The sequence below is a fragment of the Streptococcus sp. zg-86 genome (assembly GCF_017639855.1).
Lineage (GTDB): Bacteria > Bacillota > Bacilli > Lactobacillales > Streptococcaceae > Streptococcus > Streptococcus zhangguiae.
This window is the reverse complement of record NZ_CP072115.1, coordinates 531,194-547,765: the sequence shown is the minus strand read 5'-3', so window position 1 is coordinate 547,765 and position 16,572 is coordinate 531,194. Positions and strand designations below refer to the sequence as shown.

Below are 16,572 nucleotides of genomic sequence, written 5' to 3'. Positions count from 1 at the left end.
TCCCCACACTCTCTGCTAGCAAGCTTGGGGAGAAGAAGACCCACGCATTATCGGAAAAGTCATCGGTAACTTCCAGCCGATGGAAAGATAAAGGAGAATACTATGGACATTTTTAATACAACAGGCTTCAAAAAGACTGACAAAATTGGCCCTCTTGAGATTGACCGTCTAAACCGAGTATATCGAGTACACGGAGCATCAAAAATGCAGAAATCAAGTATAGTCGGAGGGACAGCCAAAGCCGTAGCTAAAACAACATTAGCCATCGGAACAGGGGGGCTTTCCTTGGTTCCTGGATTTTTAAAAAAGGACAAAAACGATACCGACTGGTACAAATTTGAAGATTTAGTATCGTACGATTTAATGATTAATAACCAAGCCGTAGTTTCAGGAGGTGTCGGACAGGCCTTAATTGGTGGCGCACTTTTCGGTGGATTCGGAGCAATCGCTGGCGGCATCACCGGTACTCGCAAGACCACCACAAAAATACTTAATATGACTGTTCGCATCACCTCGAACGACTTTAGCAAGCCTGTAGTTTTCATCGATTTAATCAAAAAGCCAATAAAAAATACTTCTAAAGATTATAAAGAAGCCATAGAACAAGCTCAACGGATACTAGGCGCATTGGACGTTATTACGCATAATTCATAATACAGGACTACATTTCCGAGTAATCGGAGTTGTGTGGAGGTATATAGGGAAAATTAAAAACCATAACAGACGAAGTCATGGTTAAAGAGGAATATTACGGGTTGATTGAATAGAAAGAGGTTGTTATGACATCTATACCATTGAAAGAAAATCTATTTAGAGAAAAGATGACTGCTGTCAGAATAGTTCATGCTGAAACAGGACAACTGCTAGGTTCAGCAAATTCGATGGACTTTTATCCCAATACACTATCTTTATTTGCTATCGTTGATTTTTTTAAAATTAAACCTAGAACGAACTATGTGCTAACAGTAACCGTAATTTTACCAGAGAACGGAGCAAATTTATTATATGCCACACGAGTTAATCTTGAAGAAGAAAAGATTAACTATAGAGATGAGCAAGGGTATGGGTTAGCAAACGGAAGTTTTGATTTTCAACTTAGTCTAAATACCAAAACTGACTGTTTGCTTCTTTTTTCGCTCATTGATGAAGAGGGTAATGAACTCGACACAGCGTATAACTACTTTAAATTTATCTAGGAGAGTTAGTATGGAACTACCTGAGGAAAATATAAAACAAAAAGTAATCCAATGGTATACTCATTTTGATAAAAACGAGTATAACGATATTTCACCCTCCGCTTCTCTATCTAAAACTGTACCCAAACAGATTGAAAGTGATATAATGGAATCAGAAGAACCACAGGAGGAATCTATTATGTCACAAGAAACATATAGCAAATCTGAAATAGATTTAAAACTAGAAAAAGTCAGTTCAGATGTCCAACACGGATTCGAAAAAGTAGATTTGAAATTTGAACAACTAAGTCAAAAAATGGACGATGGGTTTAAACAAGTTGATTTAAAATTTGCACAAGTTGATTTAAAATTCGATAACTTCGAACGTCGCATCGAAAACATGCTGTTGAACCAAGAAAACAAAAGGCTTGATGAACAAGCAAAAAACAAGCAAGAATTTATGTACTGGGCTATTGGTATATTAGTAGCCTTAGCTGGTATAGCATTCCCAATCTGGTTCGGTAAATAAAAAACTCCCCACACTCTCCTCGACCAAAATTTGAGTGTAGGGAATATCTCGTATAGTAAAACCTGCTTTGCAGTAGGTCCCTTTACTATACCCATTTTATCACAAAAAGGAGGTGATGCCAACCCTCTCCGTTGAAAAAGACCTTGTCCAGAAGTCGAAATATTCAACAAAGGAGAACAACATGAAATATACAAAAACAAAATACCCAAATATCTTTACCTACGAGACAACAAAAGGCAAACGCTACTACGTTCGCCGTGGTTATTATCTACAAGGGAAAAAGAAAGAGGCTACCAAGAGTAATCTCAAAACCCTACCAGAAGCTCGTACAGCACTAGCTGAGATTGAACGCATGATTGAAAACAATGAGTTCGCCTACAATAAAAATCTTACGGTCGATCAATACTGGGGCATCTACTCCGACAAAATGATTGAGACAGGTCGCTGGGCACCAGATACAGAGTGCAATAAGTTCAACATCTACAACAATCATTTTAAAGAACGCTACGGCTCTATCAAGCTCAAAAACGTACTCAGAGATGAATACGAACTCTATATCACAAGTCTACTCAAATCCCTCTCAAAGCACACGGTTCGGCAAATGCACGGAATTTTCAATGCACTCTTCAATGACGCAGTTACCTGTCAATACTTGGACAACAATCCTATTGACGGCATTTACGTTGGCGACAGTGCTGTTACTCCCAAAAATAAAAGACTGTCTCTTGCAGATTTTAAAACATTCGATACAAGCGCAAGAGCCATCTTAGATGATTATAACTACACCATCGTTCGATTGACCTATTTTGGACTTCGAAGAAGTGAGGTAGTCGGCATAAAGTTCTCAAATCTTAACTTGCGACAAGATGGGCGTTACGACATACATATCGACGAAAGCCGCACTCGATTAAGAAATGGAGACAAGAAAATGAAAACTCGCTCTTCTAATCGAATGATCACACTGGATATTGAAACCAGCGAATTACTCTCACAAGCTGTCGAAACATCTCATAAGATAGCGTACAAATACAAGATGATTCTGAATAAAGATGATTTCATATTCAGAACAGATTTCTCTTATTGCAAAAATGAGAACAGAGGCAAAGCAATTCCATGGTCTAGGGTAGGCACCCTATTTCGCCAAGTCGAACAAGAAACAGGACTACACATCACTCCTCACATGATGAGACACTTTTTTGCCAGTCAAGGTGTGATTGCTGGCGTGCCAGTTGCTCACATGGCTGCAGCGCTTGGCCACTCAACAAACTACATGACTGCAAAATACACTCACATACAAGATGAAATTTCTTCATCAGTAACAGACAGTTTCATGAGAGCAATCCAATAAAAAAGCCGAGGAGTTCCCGACAAACTCCCCGACTAACTACCATTTTTCCCCTATTTTAACCTTTTTACAAAAAAGATACAAAACGATTAAACGGCTATAATTAAACGATTTAAAGCTAATCAACTAGAAAAAAATCGTATAATTTCATTATATCAGAAAAAACGCCCATTGGACGTTTTTTCACAAGCCTAAGAACTAGAGCGAGAAAAGATAAAAGAAGTAAAAAGGCTATTTTTCTTAATCACGACTGCCACTATTACATTTTAATGAAATCTCTTTCATAAAATGAGAATAGATTGTAAGTAGTTATCCCCCAAAATAGAATTTACGAAAAATATCAATTCCATTAAAAACGAAATCATGGAAAAGTAGCCTATCAGCCACAACCAAACCGGTCGAAACCAGCAAGAAGACCAAAATTCGATTCGGCAAAAAAGCTTGCATAAGATGGTTGATAGAAATAAGCACTATCTCTAAACCTATCATTCCTAAAAACATCCAGCACAGATAGTGAAGATTCGGTACAAACTGTACCCAAATATTTTCCTCTTTTAGAAAATGTAAAAAAAGCCCCTGTTCTTGACGTGACAGCGCAATAATGCCATCCTGCCAAGCTCCAATCCCATGAACTATAGATTGAACGATAAAAATTATCATACCGAATAAAACTGTTGTCGCACAAGCAATCAATAGTCCTTGCAACCATTTTTGAAGCAAAATCCCTCGTAATGGCACTGGTTGCGTACGGTGAAAAAACCATGTGTTTCTTTCCACCTCAACTGCTTTTCCACGACTGCCTAGCCAAACTGCCAACAATACAATACCAAGATAAACAGGTCCGTCTACAAAGGTTCTCAAAATTCCTATTCCCGAAAAATCTCTCGAAACTCCCCAAGCAACATCTTCTACTGGAAAGTTTGCATCATTGGTAGCAAACCGATTTTCTAAGTCTTCAATAATGATTTCCTTCCCTCTTCTACTTGCAGGAACCCCCGCTTTTTCCAACTGCTCCCAATAGTAGCTACTTATCTCATATCGGGTCTGATAGCGCCGTAAATTCTCCAAGGTTCGAGTCGCGCCAATATCTCCCTCATAAAAGGCTGTTTCTTCTCCTTTTAGCAACGTTTTCTGAACAAACTGTAGATAGCCCTTATAAATACTTGGTAGCTTTGTCTGATTTTGATAATAAGCCTGATAAATACGGTTGAAAAATTCCTGCTCTTTTTCTTGCATCTTACGACTAGTAACCAGCCTATTCCATTCCTTTTTATACGAATCATCTGTTTGTGCTAACTGTTGGTACTGGTCGATTTTTGCATCTATTTCTCGATTAATGAACTGTTCTCTCTTACTAAATGTCGCAACTAGCTCCAGACTTTCCCTTTCTTCTTTTGCTACCTGATTTTTCTGAAAAGTTGTCACAATGGAAAAAAGCACAGCAAGTAGCAAAATCCCCAGTCCCCAATAAGATAGAGAAGACGTTCGCAGATACTGTAACCATTCAAAAGACCAGGAATGAGACAATTCAGGAGTTTCAAACTGGTGTTGCTGAGACATAGAGAGTTTGAATCGCCTCTTATCTGCAAATAGATAAAAAAAGATGAAACTAAGTAATTCTATGAATACCAAGCCGTCAAATTGCAGCAAAACTGTCCGCAAATCAGACCGTTGTAGAAAAGCAGGACCGGATAGAATCATTGAAAAACCGCTAACACCTTCTGATCCTCTTGCTAGAAGAAAGACTAGAAAACTAGTGCAAACTAAAAAAATTATATCTTTGCTGCAAGCATATGCTAAAATAGCAATCATTAATCTTAGGCCAACCATTATCATGAACCATATGGCACATAGGCCGAGGAGGTAGAGCCAAAGGGGGATAAGTTTCTCTTGTCCAACTAGTTTCACTGGTTCCAAAAAATCGGACCACTGAAAATAGCCGTTCACTAAACCATGTCCTATCATAATCAGCCCATTTGTCGCTAAGACCACAGTTACCAAGGAGATACTGGCTAGTATCCTGCGAATATCCTGTAGGCCACAACTGTCTATTTGCACAAGCTGCCACCGTTTGTAGGCCTCCCTGCGATCAAACATCTGAAAAACGAGAAAGAACATTCCAACTAAGCAGATTCCCCCAAACGAAAAGAGTTGTTCAACAGATTTTTGAAGCATTCTTCCTATAGACCAGCCTTTTTCTTCGGGTTCATCAGCTAGACTGTGTTTTACCAGCCAATCATTCCAAACTTTCTTCTCCTGCACTTCTTCCTTGGTCAACGAACCAAACTGGAGAAAGCTCTCTTCATATTTCTCAACTAGTCGTTCCAAATCCTGATACATCTGCGTACGGTGACGAGGAATTCTATCGAATCTTTTCCCTTTTAAGACATCTTTAAGCGTCTCAAAGTCGCTCAAAATTCCGACTTTTAGTATCTGTTCTTCTGACTGTTCATCCATTTTTAGATTTGTGAGAACAGTACCGATATTTTCCAGCTCTGTTGTATAAGTTGAAATGTAATCATTTCTGTTTCTCTCCCTCTGAAAAATAGGAGAAAGCAGTAGACCCATACTAAGAAAAACGAAAAACCAGCAAATACTAGAGGAAAGGATTTTTTTCATCTCAAACCATAGTTTCATCAGAATTCCTCCTCTCTGCTACATAGAGAGTTCGATATAAACCTTCCATATATTCCGATGTTTTTGATAAGGATTTAACCTTAGAAACAGGAATTTTCTGTAAAAATGGTAGTATATTTTCTTCTGCAATAAAGACTTCCCTCATCGTCTGGTCTACTTGTTGGACTAACATCGTTGGAAATAGATTCAAAGCCTGCATCAAATCAGGGCAATCCTCCACCAGTAGCTGATAATCATAGGCCATCGTTCGCACTTCTTTTTCAATCAACTGAGTATCCTTTAAAAAATAAATCTGATGAGTTAATTTCTCAATTTCAGACAAATGGTGTGATGACAGTAAGATAGCCGTTCCTTTTTCTTGCAGTTCCAGTAACATCTCTCGCTGTTGAATAATATTTGTTGGATCAAGACCTACATGTGGCTCATCTAATAGCAAAAGTTTCGGTCTTGGTAAAATCGCCATAGTAAATAAGAGCTTTTGCTTCATCCCCATGGAATAGCTAGCAACTCGTTTTTTGACATAATGACCAATCCCTACTCGTTCAACCAACTCTTTCATTTTTTGCTTAGGAATCTGGTGCAATTTTGCCACATAACTAAGATGATCATAACCTGTTAATTGGGGATAGAGAGATTCTGCACTCAGCATAAAGGTTAGATCCTGAAAAATCTCTTGTGATTGGTTAGATAGGCCATTGATAGCCACATGTCCCGTATCTGGTTTTTCCAGGTTCGCTAAAATATTTAGTAGTGTCGACTTTCCTGCACCATTTGGCCCCACCAAGGCAGCCAATTCCCCAGCCTTCACCTCAAAAGAAACATAAGACAGAACCTGATGATTACCATAACGCTTTGAAATATCTCGAACTTCTAACATACAAGCCTCCTATGAAAAGAGGAGCATACCTGCCCCTCTCCCTATCATTTAAAAACTGGAACGGTTCGGGTAACTCCAAAGTCTGTATCTTCAATAATACCAACATAGCGGTACTGAGGACGCCCATTTACTATTCTCTTATCCCCTGTGTTTTCAAAACGTACAGGAATATTAAAACCGGTCACATTTTTCATGATACGTATAAAGGAATATTGATCAAACTATTCCCAATTATCAATAACTCTGGAACAAGAAAGTGTACTATACTCAGCAGTTGAGGCATTTACCAGCAACAAATCTGCGGATACTACTATAGTACCAGAAAGGCTACTCACTAGAGCTAAGGCAAGTAAGTATTTTATACATTTTTTTATCAGAATTTCTTCCTATTTTTTAAATAACTAGTACAATCTCCTCAAAATAATAATCTCTCTTTTCTACTAAATAAATTAGAGATTGCCACTGTCATGTTTACTAAAATAAAATGATTCCTTTTTAATCATTGTGTACAATTTTTTACTCCAGTTTATTCATATCATCCTTCAATTACTAGTATAGCACAAAAAGAATACGCTCTCAAGTTATAGCATTAATAAATTTGCACATTTGTTGATGAACATTTTTCAAAATGAACTATCTTAAAAATCTATGTCAACTGACATTCTAACCCCACTATCTATCCAAAAATCTGAGTATTTCATTACTCAACTTTTTTTGAAAGAAAGGTCTTAGCAGTTCATACACTTCATCTTTTTCATAAACAATCTCCGGCTTTCAAAGACAAGAAGGCATTATTCGAATAGTAAACGTTAATTATGAAATAATCCAATCATCAAATGTTTTTGATACATTTAACACTTGGTAAAATTGCAATTTCATTTATCCTACAGATATAGTCGTCTACTTACCTCACCGTCTCAATCCGCCATTTTTTCCAACCCCTAAAACGAATAGCACCTTGCTCATCGGTTCGAAATACTTGTATCTTCCGTTCTTGAAAACGAGCTAGGGTTTCGTAATGCGGATGTTTATAGCGGTTATGTTTCCCAGCAGAAATTAAGGCTATCTTAGGAGAAATATAATCCAAAAACTCTGGATAAGATGAGCCCCTCGATCCATGATGTCCAACTTTCAATACATCCACTGGTAGCTGAGGATAACATTTCATTAATGCTAATTCTCCATCTTCCAAATCTCCTGTAAAGAGAAAACGTGTCTGTAAAAAAGAACCATACAAAACAATCGAGTCATTATTCCCACCATCCCCTTTTTGCTCAGGATAAAGGACACGTAAAAAGCCGTCTCCTATCGGAATTGTATCTCCTATCCTCACTAGATGAGGTCGAATCGCTATTTTCCTTAATTTTTCTGTCAACTCCTTACTGGCCGCACTCCCTTCAGAAATATAAATAGCACCAATATCCATTTTTCTGGCAAGATCCACTAAATCTCCCATATGATCTGCATGGGCATGTGTCAAGACCAAATAATCAATCTTACTCACACCTCGACTGTAAAGATAGGGAATCAAGGTTCGCTCTGCATTTGACTGACTTTCCTTCCGCTGCCACTCTTCTTTTGAAGCAACACTCAGCCTACCGCCTACATCAATCAAGACTGTCCGCCCCCTAATATCCCTCAAAAAAATACTATCTCCCTGCCCAACATCAACAAGAGTGACTTCATTTTCAACGGGATGTTTGATAATGAAAAATAGCAGAGCTGCTAATCCGATAAGAAGCAGACAGTATTTCCAACTCTGATACCTATCATATAGTAATAATAAGACTGCCATCAAAAGTAGCAATAAAACAGCAGTTGGTTTCCCAAAAACGAATGGTTTCAGTCCCAAATCTGCCACCCAATGAATGCACATTTCTAACCAGACAAAGAAAACATTAAACTGTGTCATTGGTATGAATGGCGCTAGCAGAAATACGAGACTCAGTCCTGGCAATAAGATACTATCAAAAACAAAGGAAAAGAGAAAAGTTAACAGAATCGATAAGGGTTGAAAACTATAAAAATAGTAGATGAGTAGGGGTAAAATTCCAAGCGAAATGGCTAGACTCTCTACTGCTATTCGCTTATAGTATGTTAGATCTTCAAAATCAAAAACCGTTAATAAAAAGGCATAGGCAAAACTAAGAATACCTCCTGTAGTTAGCAGAAAATGAGGCATAATGAAAAAAGAGACAAGAATCGTACAGGCCATATTGTCTAATTTACGAACACCTAGATTAGCCAAGATTTTTTGCAAGAGAGAGCGATTTACTGAAATGGAAAAGCCTGTCAAGCCAGCATACACAAAGGAAAAGGGGATTTGCATCCAATCGACTATCTCCTTTCGCAGACCCAATCGCAAGAAAAGATAGCGAAGCTTATCTATAAAGAAGCCCACTTGCATGCCAGAGAGAGCAAATAAATGAATAATTCCTAAACTAGAATACAAGTCGCTCATTTGGTCAAACTCCTTGTCCAACTCTCCAAACAACAGCCCAGTCATGTAATGTCGCATCGGATTTGGAAACTGCTCCTTGATATACACCAATGCTTTGCGCCGAAGTACCGATAGCCAATCCAAGGGATTCCAAGAAAAGCGCTTTTGTATTTTTATGATGTGGCTAATCTTGACCGTCCGATAAATCCCTTGTGTCCTTAAATAATCTCGATAATCAAATCCATTAAAGTTTCGCTGTCCTTCTGGTTCAGATACAGTTGCTTCCACTTCTAGGTCCACCAAACTTGACAAATGCTTAAAATAAGCCTGCTCCTTCTCACTTTTTAATTGATAAAAAACAGTATACAAGCGCCCTGATGACCTTGCTCGAAAGGTCAGGCTGTCGCCATTGACTTGAATGGTGTCTGGTTTAACCAATAGTTGACTAACTTCTGCCGGAGCTGAAGCTTCATCCATTACAATTTTAAAACGTTGAAAACCAAATAGAAGCAAAAAACACGCTAAAATAGGTAAAAGTTTATAGGTAACTATCTTCCCTTGTCGAAACCAAAGAAGGGTTATCAAGCCACCTAACATGAGCATGGTTAAGACGGAAAAACGATAAAGGACAAAATAAAGAGCTAGTAATAACACCGCTAAATGAATAGGTGCAATGGGCAAGCGTCTAATCAACTGTGACATACGGACGAATCATCTCCAATCTCTTGCCACCTATTCCTGAAACATTCTTCAAATCATCAACCGACTGAAAGGGACCATTACTCTCACGATAGGCAATAATATCTGCAGCTCGCTTAGCACCAATGCCTGAAATCGTCTGCAGGTCTGCTTCTGTTGCAGTGTTCAGATTGACGAGACTTCCTTTTTCACCCTTATCTCCGTTTGCTGAAGAAGCAGGAATAAGCGAAATAGCTTCCTCCTTGGTCGCTACATAAACGACTCCCTCATCACTTAACTTCTGAGCCAAATTGATAGACTTGGAATCGGCTGTCTCTGCCAAGCCTCCTGCCGCTTCTACAGCATCATGGATGCGACTTCCTATCGACAAATGGTAAATCCCCGGCTTTCTGACCGCTCCCTTGACATCTACTACAAGCTGCGATTCTGAGTGGGAACTAGAGGGCTGTTCAACAACTTGCTCACTACTAGTTGCTAACTCCGTTAAACTAATTTGCTCTTCTGTATGAGCTGTTTGTCCCATCACAAAAACAGTCGCTATCGCTACTATGATTCCAGACGGCACTACAATTTGCCATTTATAGTCACGTAGAATCTGTATCCATTTTTCAACCATATACTTACCTCCACGTACTTATTCGCAAAAAGAGATGAAAAAAACTCGTTCGAAACGAGTTTTTTAGTTGTTTATGCATCCAAATTGGTAGCTGGCTGCCAAACAAAACTGGCAAGGTAGCTAAAGAGATAGGTCAAACCTAGAACCACTGCTACTAGAATCAATACTGGAATACGATAGATAAAAGTCCAGTAGCCCAAGCGTTTCTTGCCTGTCTGGGCAGCACGTGCGAGGGCATCCAAGCGATTAAATTCTGACTCAATACGATGAGTGACTTCTGCAATTCCTGCATCGTCAAGGCGTTTCACATCCGAAATATCAATCGGATTACCAAAAGCAACGTCAATGCGATCCCCTAATAAAAGATTTTTCACGGTCATTGGTCCAATATAGGTGGCAGGCATAATTTTAACTTTCGCTGTCTTCGCAATGACAGCAACGCCCCCTTTTAATTTGGTAGAATGACGGGTTCCAGAAGGGAACATGACCAAGGAACGATTGCTTTTTTTCAACATCTTGACAGGATATTTAATCGCTGCTGTACCTGGGTTTTCACGATCAATAGGAAAGGCACCGCATTTGCTAATCCACCAGCCAAATCCACGATCCTTGAACAATTCTTTTTTTGCCATAAAAATAAATTGTTTGGGAGCTGAAGCATAGCCTAAAAAGACTGGATCCCAGAAGGTTCGATGAGGCGCTACCAAGATATAATTTTCATCTTGGGGCAAGATTTTCTCACGATCATGATAATGAATATTGCCATTGACAGCCCACAACAAAAAGACTAACAAACTGCGTAAGTAGGAATAAAACATTGTACTCTCCTTTGCTGATTTCTCTTTTATTATACCATATTTTGAAGACCTGAAAAGATTTTTCATCCGCTGTGACAATGTGCTATAATAGTTTTATGGTAAAACACACTTTGCAAGCTGGAGAACGCATTGATCAACTGTTCTCCACAGATGTTAAAATTATTCAAAATAAGGAAGTTTTTAGCTATTCGATTGATAGTGTTCTTTTGTCACGTTTTCCAAAACTCCCTAAAAAAGGACTAATTGTTGATTTGTGTAGCGGAAATGGTGCTGTCGGACTCTTTGCATCAACTCAGACCAAGGCAAAAATTACTCTAATTGAAATCCAAGAACGATTGGCAGATATGGCGAAGCGCTCGATTGCGCTCAATCAGCTAGAAGATCAGGTCGAGATGATTCACGATGATCTCAAGCACCTGCTCAATCATGTCCCACGTTCGCAGGTCGATTTAATTCTTTGCAATCCGCCTTATTTTAAGGTCGAACAACAGCCTAATCTGAAAGCGAGCGAACATTACCTATTAGCTAGACATGAAATCACGACCAACCTTGAAGAAATTTGTGCGGTGAGTCGCCATGCCCTCAAATCAAATGGACGATTAGCTATGGTGCACCGACCAGAGCGTTTCCTTGAAATTATTGATACTATGAAAGCCTATCATCTAGCTCCCAAACGGATTCAGTTTATCCATCCCAAGGTAGGTAAGGACGCCAACATGCTGCTGGTTGAGGCCATTAAAGATGGTTCGTTAGAGGGGTTAAAAATCCTGCCACCCTTAATTGTTCATGAGGAAGACGGTCGCTATACGGCAGAAATTGAGGAGATCTATTTTGGCAAAGGCTAAACATTATATGTACGTGGTCATATGTGCGGATAATAGCCTTTACACCGGCTATACAACTGATATTGACAAGCGGATTGCAACCCACAACAGTGGTAAAGGTGCCAAGTACACCCGCAACCGCAGACCTGTTAAACTACTCTATCAGGAAACCTTTCCCGATAAATCAAGCGCCATGTCAGCAGAAAGTTTCTTCAAACGCAAGACACGCCAGCAAAAATTGGATTATATTGCAGAAAACCTCACTCCTAAAAAAGAGTGAGGCATTTTTATCATCTCAAATAAGTATAGGCAACGCAGTCTAGCTCATCTACTGCCTTAAATCCTAAGGATTCGTAGAAAGCCATTGTCTTTTCTTCTCTGCCTGTCAAGAGATGCAGTTGGTAAATATCAGGATAGCTGGCTAAAAGCATTTCCATCAGCCTTCGTCCAATACCCCTTCGTTGATAGTCTGGTAAGACTAGAATATCTTGCACAAAGAGAATGGAAGCAGCATCTCCCACAGCTCGTAACAAGCCTACGAGCTTTTCTTGATCAAAGACTGCAATAACTAGTAGGCTGTTTGCTAAGGCCTGTTCTAACATCTGAGGTTGATTTGTATAATTAGTCCATTCAACTGCTCTGTAAAGCTCAAGAACGGATGACATGTCTAATTTTGCTTGTTTCACATAGGTAATCATCATCTTCTCCTTTTCTTTTATATGATTTTAGAAAGAAAATGCTGTATCCAAATTCCTGATACCCATAGGAACCTCCTTATTTACTGGTATATAATAGCCATTTATTGCTTACTATCCTACGAGACTACGAACCATTTGACAAAATAATCGTCTCTAGCAACTCTTCTTCCTCTCTAATTCGACGCCACAAAGTAAGAGTATAAAAAGGTGCAAGAAATAGTGCTGTTAGCCATGAGTGACATAGGAGGGTTAGACCGACTAGTTCCGGAATAATATTCAGATAGTAATTAGGGTGTTTGATGATGCGAAAGAGCATGTGGTCATTATAAGTATGTCCCTTAGCAATCATTAACTTCACTGTCCAAATCTCTCCCAAGATAGACTGTACAAGATACAACATACACATGGAAAATACAAGTAAGCCAATCCCGATTATCCCAATAAAATCTAAACGGATATGTTGGACAAAAGCCATTATGATACTAAAAAGATAAAATAAAATATGTAGAAGAGTTAAATATTTAGTATTTTTAACTCCATATTCTCTTCCACCATTCTTCAAAATCATTCGTTCATGCTGAACAGAAATCTTTAAAAACCATAGTCGTAATAAAAATACAACGACAACAATGCTAATAACCACTATATCTTCTCCTTATGTTAATAGATTATGCCTTTTATTATAAAAAACAAAGATTATAGGGTCAATAGCTTCCGTGTATTTTACATCTTAAGGAGAGAAACTATAGATTATCTATAGTTTTTTGTACCTCTTGATTTATACCTATTTACTGACAATTACGATAACCTTTTACTCCAACACGAATACTCCAGATTATGATTACGGCTGTAAACAGCAAGCCAACAATGAAGGAGACAATTGGTTCAAAAAATAGACTAAGGAGAAGAGCGACTGCGCCTCCTATAAATAGATAGGCTGCTCTTTTACGATCTACCAAAGATTGAGGAGCTGTCATACCAGGTACATCTTTTGGCATGTAATTCCCCATAATCAGATATACTCCTGCTAAGAAAGCGACGACTAGGCGGCGAATATCTACCTGATTGCCTAGATTGTACCACAAAATCGTCACCATTACAAGGATAGTTAGAATGGGCATCATCCATTTCCCTACCTTAACAACAGGAACCTGACCATTTTTAGTGACATCAAGAGCGATGCACAAGAAAACATGAAAGAGAAAGGCTAGTAAAGGTATAAAAATCAACGACATCCATTTGCTACTTGTTTGATTTGCAACGTTATCCGCTCCAAAATGAGTATGAAGTACAGCTGGTAGTTGTCCATAGTAAAGGGAGACAAGAACCAATGGTATCAAGAAAAGAGAGCTTGTCACAACGAGCATTTTCCAATCAATTTTTTTCATCTGTTTCTCCTCCAAAGCTAGCAATCCAAACTAGCACTTCTTCAAATATGGTGTAATTCAGCCGATAATAAATAAAATTTTTCTGCTTTTCTTCTAAAATTAAGCCTGCCTTTTTCAAGACGGATAGATGATGCGAGACTGTTGCGCCACTCAAGTGAAAGAGTTCTACAATCTCACCCGCAGATTTGGGGCCCAACTTCAAGCTATCTAAAATCTGCCTCCGAATGGGGGCCGAAATCGCCTTTAAGGTTTCTGATAAGCCCATGTTGTCTCCTTTCACATTCTATTTAGAAATATTTCTAAATAGAATGTTACTCCTTTTGCAGTGTATTGTCAAGAGTTATTTAGAAAAAAATCGAAATAGAATATAAAAAAAGTCCCAACTATTTTTAGCTGGGACTTGCGTCACTATCTATTTGATAAGGCGATTAAGTGCAGTCAAGATAAGAATTCAATTTCAGAGAAACTAGCTGCGTCAGTTGAAGATTAACTACTAATTGTAGATAAACTGGTCACATCAACAGCTGGCGAAATCCACTGGATGAACCTCGCTTTAGAATTTCTGGGCTCGGGCTAAAATAATCCACTGATTTGTTAAGATAAACTGGTCCACTGGACAGCTAAAGAAATCCGCTAGATGAACCTCGCTTTAGAATTTCTGGGCTTGGGCTAAAATAATCCACTAATTGGTTAAGATAAACTGGTCCACTGGACAGCTAAAGAAATCCGCTAGATGAACCTCGCTTTAGAATTTCTGGGCTTGGGCTAAAATAATCCACTAATTTGTTAAGATAAACTGGTCCACTGGACCAGTTTATTTATCTCCCTTATTGCGGATGACGAATCCTGTTTTTTTCTCGCTGGAGATGCGTTTGCGTGGTTTTTTATTGTCTTTTCCAAAGCGGTCACGGTCATTAGAACGGCGTTTTTCTTTATAATCTCGGCGGCCACCATTACGACGGTCATCTCCACGGCGGTTGTTTGAAGATCTGCCACCTTTACCAGACGACTTGCCTCGTCCTCCGCCCTTATCACCTGGGACATACTTAAATGGTAATGGTTTTTCACGCGCAATTTCTACTTCTGGCATGGATTCAGGATCTTGTACTGTCAAGCTCAAGATGTACATAGCCAATTCTTCTGGTGAAAATTCGCTAGCTAATTTGATTGCATCTTTCCCAAATTTATCAAAGTTTTTGCGGATACTTTCATTAGCAAAATCACGTTCGATTTTCTTAAGCGCAATCTTTTTCTTAGCCTGAAAGGCCTCTTCTGCTGTTGCAGGTTTCATGCCTGTCATGCGTTTTTTAGTCAAATCTTCAATAATCTTGAGATAGCCCATTTCATTTGGCGATACAAAGGTAATGGATTGACCAGATTTTCCTGCACGACCTGTCCGGCCGATACGGTGAACATAGCTTTCTGGATCCTGCGGAATATCATAGTTATAGACATGCGTCACGCCTGAAATATCTAGACCACGGGCTGCAACATCCGTTGCAACAAGGACATCAAGACCGCCCGTTTTGAAATCACGCAGAACGCGGAGCCGCTTGCTTTGATCCAAGTCGCCATGAATTCCTTCTGCACGAAAACCTCTGATTTTCAATCCACGGGTCAATTCATCCACACGCCGCTTGGTCCGACCAAATACAATCGACAATTCTGGCTGATCGACATCCATGAGACGAGTCATGGTATCAAATTTTTCCTGCTCTTTAACACGAACATAGTATTGATCCACTAATTCCGTGGTCAATTCTTTGGCTTCAATCTGAATATGTTCAGGATTTTTCATAAATTGAACGCCAATCCGCTTAATCGGAGCTGGCATAGTCGCTGAAAAGAGAAGGGTCTGGCGCTCTTCTGGAACACGAGAAATAATAGATTCAATATCTTCCAAGAAGCCCATATTTAGCATTTCATCTGCTTCATCAAGGATAAGGGTTTCCACATGATTGAGTTTCAAGGCCTTGCGTTTAATTAAATCAAGAAGACGACCTGGCGTTCCAACTACGATGTGCGCACCTGTTTTCAGTGCCTTGATTTGTTTTTCAATACTCGAACCACCGTAGACTGAGCGTACTTTGACCCCCTTACCTCGTCCAAAACGGAAGAGCTCTTCCTGACTTTGAACTGCTAATTCGCGCGTTGGTGCAATCACTAAGGCTTGCACAATCTGCTCATCTGTGCGAATTTTTTCAAGAGTTGGCAAACCAAAGGCAGCTGTTTTTCCTGTTCCTGTCTGTGCTTGACCAATAACATCTCTTCCCTCAAGGGCAAGGGGAATGGTCTTCTCTTGAATGGGGCTGGCTTCCACAAACCCTGCTGTTTCAATTTCTGCTAGCAAGTCAGCAGATAACTGTAATTCATTAAATTTCATCTATCCTTCTTTCTAAGAGAGTGGAACCAAAAGACATTTTCTCTTTACTGTCTCACCTCCGCAAGATTGACCAAGTTCTGTAACAGACTCGACAATACTACTTCCAAATGCCTTTTAATAATGCTATTTGGAAAGGTAGAACA

General features: G+C 39.2%; 16 protein-coding genes. 6 read left to right on the top strand and 10 right to left on the bottom strand.

Translation table 11 applies throughout. The features are described 5' to 3' along the window. Window positions 1-102 precede the first annotated feature (102 nt). The 4 genes from J5M87_RS02765 (at window position 103) to J5M87_RS02750 (ending at window position 3,052) form a co-directional block, all read left to right on the top strand. The gene (locus J5M87_RS02765; protein WP_154608228.1) at window positions 103-654 is read left to right on the top strand and encodes a zinc ribbon domain-containing protein; all 552 of its coding nucleotides are present in this window, start codon (window positions 103-105) and stop codon (window positions 652-654) included. A 125-nt stretch (window positions 655-779) separates the two neighbouring features. Further along, window positions 780-1,196 carry a hypothetical protein gene (locus J5M87_RS02760; RefSeq protein ID WP_154608227.1) on the top strand — a complete coding sequence of 139 codons (417 nt, stop codon included), beginning with the start codon at window positions 780-782 and terminating at the stop codon, window positions 1,194-1,196. A 10-nt stretch (window positions 1,197-1,206) separates the two neighbouring features. Next, a complete protein-coding gene (locus tag J5M87_RS02755; RefSeq protein ID WP_230082356.1) occupies window positions 1,207-1,704 on the top strand; it encodes a hypothetical protein in 498 nt (165 codons plus the stop codon). 181 nt (window positions 1,705-1,885) lie between these two features. Beyond that, window positions 1,886-3,052, top strand: coding sequence for a tyrosine-type recombinase/integrase (locus J5M87_RS02750; protein ID WP_154608226.1), 1,167 nt, complete (start codon window positions 1,886-1,888; stop codon window positions 3,050-3,052). Window positions 3,053-3,358: 306 nt separating this feature from the next. Here the strand turns inward: J5M87_RS02750 and J5M87_RS02745 are convergent, their stop codons facing one another. The 5 genes from J5M87_RS02745 to J5M87_RS02725 form a co-directional block, all read right to left on the bottom strand. Next, window positions 3,359-5,686: a hypothetical protein gene (locus J5M87_RS02745; RefSeq protein ID WP_154608225.1), complete on the bottom strand. Its 2,328-nt coding sequence runs from the start codon at window positions 5,684-5,686 to the stop codon at window positions 3,359-3,361. Further along, window positions 5,670-6,563, bottom strand: coding sequence for an ABC transporter ATP-binding protein (locus J5M87_RS02740; RefSeq protein ID WP_154608224.1), 894 nt, complete (start codon window positions 6,561-6,563; stop codon window positions 5,670-5,672). The genes J5M87_RS02745 and J5M87_RS02740 overlap by 17 nt, the downstream gene beginning before the upstream one ends. 904 nt (window positions 6,564-7,467) lie before the next feature. Further along, a complete protein-coding gene (locus J5M87_RS02735) occupies window positions 7,468-9,705 on the bottom strand; it encodes a DNA internalization-related competence protein ComEC/Rec2 (RefSeq protein WP_154608223.1) in 2,238 nt (745 codons plus the stop codon). Further along, complete coding sequence (locus J5M87_RS02730) at window positions 9,689-10,318, bottom strand: helix-hairpin-helix domain-containing protein (protein ID WP_154608222.1); 630 nt, start codon at window positions 10,316-10,318, stop codon at window positions 9,689-9,691. The genes J5M87_RS02735 and J5M87_RS02730 overlap by 17 nt, the downstream gene beginning before the upstream one ends. Before the next feature lie 71 nt (window positions 10,319-10,389). Then, window positions 10,390-11,136 carry a lysophospholipid acyltransferase family protein gene (locus J5M87_RS02725; protein ID WP_154608221.1) on the bottom strand — a complete coding sequence of 249 codons (747 nt, stop codon included), beginning with the start codon at window positions 11,134-11,136 and terminating at the stop codon, window positions 10,390-10,392. A gap of 95 nt (window positions 11,137-11,231) precedes the next feature. Here J5M87_RS02725 and J5M87_RS02720 point away from each other — a divergent pair, with 95 nt between their 5' ends. Then, entirely contained in the window at window positions 11,232-11,981 is a 750-nt protein-coding gene (locus J5M87_RS02720) for a tRNA1(Val) (adenine(37)-N6)-methyltransferase (protein ID WP_154608220.1), read from the top strand. Window positions 11,982-11,988: 7 nt separating this feature from the next. Then, window positions 11,989-12,240, top strand: a complete 252-nt coding sequence (locus J5M87_RS02715; RefSeq protein ID WP_230082364.1) for a GIY-YIG nuclease family protein — start codon at window positions 11,989-11,991, stop codon at window positions 12,238-12,240. Between the two features lie 10 nt (window positions 12,241-12,250). On the opposite strand, the gene J5M87_RS02710 is transcribed toward J5M87_RS02715, so the two are convergent. From J5M87_RS02710 to J5M87_RS02690, 5 genes are all read right to left on the bottom strand, one after another. Beyond that, window positions 12,251-12,658 carry a GNAT family N-acetyltransferase gene (locus tag J5M87_RS02710; RefSeq protein WP_154608263.1) on the bottom strand — a complete coding sequence of 136 codons (408 nt, stop codon included), beginning with the start codon at window positions 12,656-12,658 and terminating at the stop codon, window positions 12,251-12,253. A gap of 124 nt (window positions 12,659-12,782) precedes the next feature. After that, window positions 12,783-13,301, bottom strand: coding sequence for an isoprenylcysteine carboxylmethyltransferase family protein (locus J5M87_RS02705; protein ID WP_160463208.1), 519 nt, complete (start codon window positions 13,299-13,301; stop codon window positions 12,783-12,785). A 145-nt stretch (window positions 13,302-13,446) separates the two neighbouring features. Beyond that, window positions 13,447-14,046 carry a DUF1648 domain-containing protein gene (locus J5M87_RS02700; protein WP_154608218.1) on the bottom strand — a complete coding sequence of 200 codons (600 nt, stop codon included), beginning with the start codon at window positions 14,044-14,046 and terminating at the stop codon, window positions 13,447-13,449. Further along, complete coding sequence (locus J5M87_RS02695; protein WP_154608217.1) at window positions 14,033-14,311, bottom strand: autorepressor SdpR family transcription factor; 279 nt, start codon at window positions 14,309-14,311, stop codon at window positions 14,033-14,035. Before J5M87_RS02695 ends, J5M87_RS02700 begins: the two co-directional genes overlap by 14 nt. A gap of 549 nt (window positions 14,312-14,860) precedes the next feature. Continuing rightward, window positions 14,861-16,429: a DEAD/DEAH box helicase gene (locus tag J5M87_RS02690; RefSeq protein ID WP_154608216.1), complete on the bottom strand. Its 1,569-nt coding sequence runs from the start codon at window positions 16,427-16,429 to the stop codon at window positions 14,861-14,863. Between the last annotated feature and the right edge of the window lie 143 nt (window positions 16,430-16,572).